Origin of the sequence: Glycomyces dulcitolivorans (assembly GCF_003265355.1) — a bacterium.
In the GTDB taxonomy this organism is placed as follows: domain Bacteria; phylum Actinomycetota; class Actinomycetes; order Mycobacteriales; family Micromonosporaceae; genus Glycomyces; species Glycomyces dulcitolivorans.
Window position 1 is genome coordinate 1 of sequence record NZ_QFRW01000058.1, and the last position, 4,333, is coordinate 4,333.

Here is a 4,333-nt window from a genome sequence, read left to right on the forward strand (position 1 = left end):
CCGACACCGGGCCCGCACCGGGCCCGGCCGCGGCCGGGCGCCGCTGCGCCAGCAGGTCGCGGGTGATCGTCCGGGCCGCCGCGAACACGAACAGCCACAGCAGCACCAGGAAACCGAACCGGGCAACGGTCTGGACTATCTCAGGCATTCGGCGCTCCCACAGCGGATGAACGAACGGTCCCAGACACGGTAGCCCACGTGCGCGCGCCCGAGAAGCCGAGATGGCGAACCCGCCCGGTCATCCCACCGCTACGTGCAAGGGCCCCTAAGGGAAACAGCCTCGGACACGACGGCGCCCCGACCCGCGAGGGTCGGGGCGTGCCGAAAACTCCTGCGGACTAGCCGGCCTGGAGGGTCAGGGAGGTCGTCCCGATCTGGATGACGTCGCCGGGCTGCATGGAGACGGTGGCGATCCGCTGGCCGTTGACCAGGGTCCCGTTCGTCGAGCCCAGGTCGGTCACCGAGACCTGCCGGCCGTCGAAGTCGATGCGCACGTGGCGCCGAGAGATCCCCACGTCCGGGAGCCGGATCTGCGCCTGCTCGCCGCGGCCGATCACCGTCGCGCCGTGCGCCACCGAGAACTGCCGGCCGTCGGCGGTCACCAGGACCGGGCCCGTCGGCGCCGCCGGGTGCGCGGGGCCGTAGCCGCCGCCGGACACCGGCTGGTCGACGCCCTCGTTCAGGGCCGCCACCTCGGCCGTCACGCGGAACATGCCCGTGTCCAGGCCCTCCCCGCGCTCGATCTCGACGATCACGTCGCCGTACACCGTCCAGCCGTTCTCACCGATGAACTCGGCCTGCGACTGCGCCAGCTCCTGCGCCAGAGCGGCGGCGTACGGCGCCAGCCGGTCGTGGTCGGGCGGCGAGAGGTCGATGACGTATCGGTTCGGCACCAGCACGCGGCCCCCGGCGAGGACCGCCTTGTGGGTCTCCGCCTCGCGCTGCATGGCGCTGGCGATCTCGACCGGGTGCACAACGCCCTTGAACATCTTGTTGAAGGTGCCCTCGAACAGGCCCTCCAGTTGTTTTTCCAAGCGTTGCAGAACGCTCACCGGTTCTCCCCTCCTCGTCTGGCGTCGCGGGGACGCACTACGCGTCGACTTCCGATGGTATCGGCTGCCTTCACACGACGGCGAGGGGTTGAGACGCAACCGCCTCCCGAGTCGCTTTCATATCGTCTGATCGGGTGAGCCCGATGTCGGCCGATAGTGCTGAATGTCGGACGGGTCAGGCGGGCCCAGGTGGCGGGGCCGCGGCAAGGCGCGTATGGTGACGCGGGTGACAGATCGCGACTTCAGCTCATTCGTCCGGGACGTGCGCAAACGCGCCCACGTCTCGTTCCGCGAGCTCTCCGACTCCGCCGGGGTCTCGAACCCCTACCTCCAGGGCGAGCGCGGCGTGCGCCGCCCCAGCGGCGCGGTCCTCCGCCAGCTCGCGCTGGCCCTGCGGATGACCACCCCGATCATGTACCTCCGCGCCGGCATGGGCAGCGGCGAGGACGGCTCGGCGACGCCCCTGGCGATCGCCACCGACCGCGACCTCACCGCCAAGCAGAAGCAGACCCTCACCGAGATGTACGAGGCCTTCTGCGACCAGAACGAGCGCACCTCCAGCAAGTAGCCGGCTCCGGGCGCCGGTGGGGCGCCCGGAAATCCGAACCGCTCAAGCCCTCTTGTCACACCCTTCAGGCACGGTAGAGCCGGGGGCGACTGCGAACTCGATGAACCTTCACGTTCACCGCCAGTCGCGCAAGGCCTCCAGGATGGCGTCGTTCTCCTCGGGCAGGCCCACGGTCACCCGCACGCCATCGCCCGCGAAGGGCCGCACCAGAATCCCCCGCGCCTCGCAGTGCGCCGCGAACTCGACCGCCCGCTCCCCCAGCGGCAGCCAGAAGAAGTTCGACTGCGTCTCCGGCACGTCGGGCACGATCTCCCTGGCGCCCATGACGACCCGCTTGCGCTCCGACGTCACCAGCGCGACCCGCCGCCGCATCTCGTCCTCGGCCGCGAGCGCCGCGAGCGCCGCCGCCTGCGCGGGTCCGTTGACCGCGAAGGGGATCACGCACCGCCGCACCGCGTCAGCGACATCCGGCCGCGCGACCATGTAGCCGACGCGCAGGCCCGCGAGGCCCCACGCCTTCGAGAAGGTCCGGAACACGACCGCGTTCGGCCGGTCCCCGTACCGCTCGATCCCGTCCGGCAGCTCCGGGTCGTTCACGAACTCCCGGTACGCCTCGTCGATCACGACGAGCACCGACTCCGGCACCGCCGCGAACACCCGGTCGAGCTCCTCGGCCGTCACCGAAGGCCCGGTCGGATTGTTGGGGCTGCACAGAATGATCGCCCGAGTCTTGGGCCCGACCGCCGCGATCATCGCGTCGACGTCGTGCCGGTGGTCCGCAGTGTTCGGAACCTGCACCGACTTCAACCCTGCGACCGTGGCCGCGATCGGGTACGCCTCGAAGGACCGCCACGAGTAGACGACCTCGCTCCCCGGGCTCGCGATCGCCTGGAGCAGGTGGCCGATGAGGGCGACCGAGCCGGTCCCGGTCGCGATCCGCTCGGCGTCGACGCCGAGGCGCGCCGAGAGCTCGTCGCGCAGCAGCGTCACGCCCATGTCGGGGTAGCGGTGCACGTTCCCGGCCGCGTCGGCGATCGCCTCGGCGACCCCCGGCAGCGGCCCGTAGGGCACCTCGTTGCTGGAGAGCTTGAGGGCCTGGGGCAGGGCTTTTCCGGGGACGTATCGGGGGATCGCGGCGAGGTCTTCGCGGATCGGCTCGGTCGTCATGTTGCGGGCTCCTTGTGGGGTCCCGCCTCCACTACGGCCGTTCCCGGCGACTTGTCGTGGAGGCACTGGCGGAAGGGTTGGTCTCGGATGCACCATATCCCGTCCATGATCCAGAGGATCGCGCCGAACGGGAAGCACAGGAGCGGCAGCGCCGCGTACGACCAGCGCAGGAGCAGCCGGCCCCACCCGAGCCCGGCGGGCGCGAGGGAGACGACCTTGATGCCCATGAGGCGCTTGCCGAGGGTCTGCCCGGAGTTGAGGGTCGCGGGGACCTCGTAGGCGAACCACAGGCCGAGCGAGATGAGCAGGACGACCCACCACTGGTCGGAGGCGCGCGCGGGCAGCTGGATGTCATTGGGGTCGTCGGCGGCGGCCATCTCCAGCACGTACGGCCAGACCGTCTGCATGAACTGGTAGACGAAGTAGCCGTTGACGACCACGTTGAGGAGGATGAGGGCGACGGTGTCGACGATGCGCGCGACGAACCGCTGCCCGGGGTGGGCGAGGACGCGGCCTTCGAGGATGCGGTCGACGTCGCGGTTCGAGATCCAGCCGACGGTGACGCCGAGGGACCGGATCGGGATGGTCCCGGGCGGCTGGACCGCGCCGGGCGTCCGCTGGATCACCTTCGGCGGCGGGCCGGCGCCGAAGCGCGGGTCAGGCGGGAGCTCCTGGACGTTGGCGTCCACTGTAGAAGGGGGAAGGGGTTCCGGTTCGGGGTCGACCGGCTCGGGTTCGGCGGGCGGCTCGGCTCCCGCGGGGATCGGCTTCCCGACCCAGGCGGAGCCGTCCCAGTAGCGCTGGGTGGACGGGTCGGCGGGGTCGGCGTACCAGCCGGGTTCGATCGTGGTCATCGTGGCCCATTCTTGCAGCCGCGGCTGAAGGTTCCCAGTCAGTTCGGACACAGGACGCTGGGAACGGAAGTTTTCAGGGTGCGGAACCGCTTGGCGGGCATACGACACGGCCCAGTCGGTCAATTACCTCGACTGGGCCGCTCGAACTAACTGCACTTCCGACCGAGTTACCAAGCGTGAAGTCTTTTATAGCGGCGTCCTGCTCCTAGGTGCTGGACCCGCTGTGCCTCCCGACGGCTCAGGTCGCACGTGGGTGCTCGGCGGCGGTGCACGAATCCTTCCGATCTGCGAGGAACCTGTCCCCGGGAAGTCCTTCCGGATCCGTAACTCATTTCTACTCGTCTACTGACGGGTAGTAAACCCCTAACACCAAAAAATCCGAACGGAGTTCTCGAATCGACCGGGGCCACGGCCGGTTCCCCTGATTCGGCACACATCCCGTGAGGTTTGGGTTACCTTGCGGGGCATCGGCGCCGCGAGCGCATCCGAGCCGAGGAGGGCACCATGACGACCTACCCGCCGGCCCCCGAGCCGCCCGAACCCGAGCGGCCGAAGGACGACGAGAACGCCTGGAGCCCGAACGCCGACAGCTCCCCCGAGGGCCGGCCCGAGGGCTCGCCGGTCCCCGAACCGCCCGCGCCGCCGCCGGTGCCGGAGTTCGGCTCGCCGACTCCCGCGCCGCCTCCGCCGGA

4 protein-coding genes and 2 pseudogenes are annotated in these 4,333 nt (G+C 70.2%); 2 read left to right on the plus strand and 4 right to left on the minus strand.

Features of this window, described 5'->3' with window-relative positions; translation table 11 throughout:
• Positions 1-148 (minus strand): annotated as a pseudogene (locus tag DI269_RS28970) (FHA domain-containing protein FhaB/FipA); the annotation flags it as partial.
• Between the two features lie 190 nt (positions 149-338).
• A complete protein-coding gene (locus DI269_RS04330) occupies positions 339-1,052 on the minus strand; it encodes an FhaA domain-containing protein (protein ID WP_112133903.1) in 714 nt (237 codons plus the stop codon).
• Between the two features lie 226 nt (positions 1,053-1,278).
• Here DI269_RS04330 and DI269_RS04335 point away from each other — a divergent pair, with 226 nt between their 5' ends.
• Positions 1,279-1,620, plus strand: coding sequence for a helix-turn-helix domain-containing protein (locus DI269_RS04335; RefSeq protein ID WP_198667132.1), 342 nt, complete (start codon positions 1,279-1,281; stop codon positions 1,618-1,620).
• Positions 1,621-1,734: 114 nt separating this feature from the next.
• On the opposite strand, the gene DI269_RS04340 is transcribed toward DI269_RS04335, so the two are convergent.
• Positions 1,735-2,787 (minus strand): histidinol-phosphate transaminase, encoded by a 1,053-nt coding sequence (locus tag DI269_RS04340; protein ID WP_112133905.1) that lies wholly within the window; start codon positions 2,785-2,787, stop codon positions 1,735-1,737.
• The gene (locus DI269_RS04345) at positions 2,784-3,641 is read right to left on the minus strand and encodes an RDD family protein (protein WP_112133906.1); all 858 of its coding nucleotides are present in this window, start codon (positions 3,639-3,641) and stop codon (positions 2,784-2,786) included. The genes DI269_RS04340 and DI269_RS04345 overlap by 4 nt, the downstream gene beginning before the upstream one ends.
• A 504-nt stretch (positions 3,642-4,145) precedes the next feature.
• Here DI269_RS04345 and DI269_RS27605 point away from each other — a divergent pair.
• Positions 4,146-4,333: pseudogene (locus DI269_RS27605) on the plus strand (hypothetical protein); the annotation flags it as partial.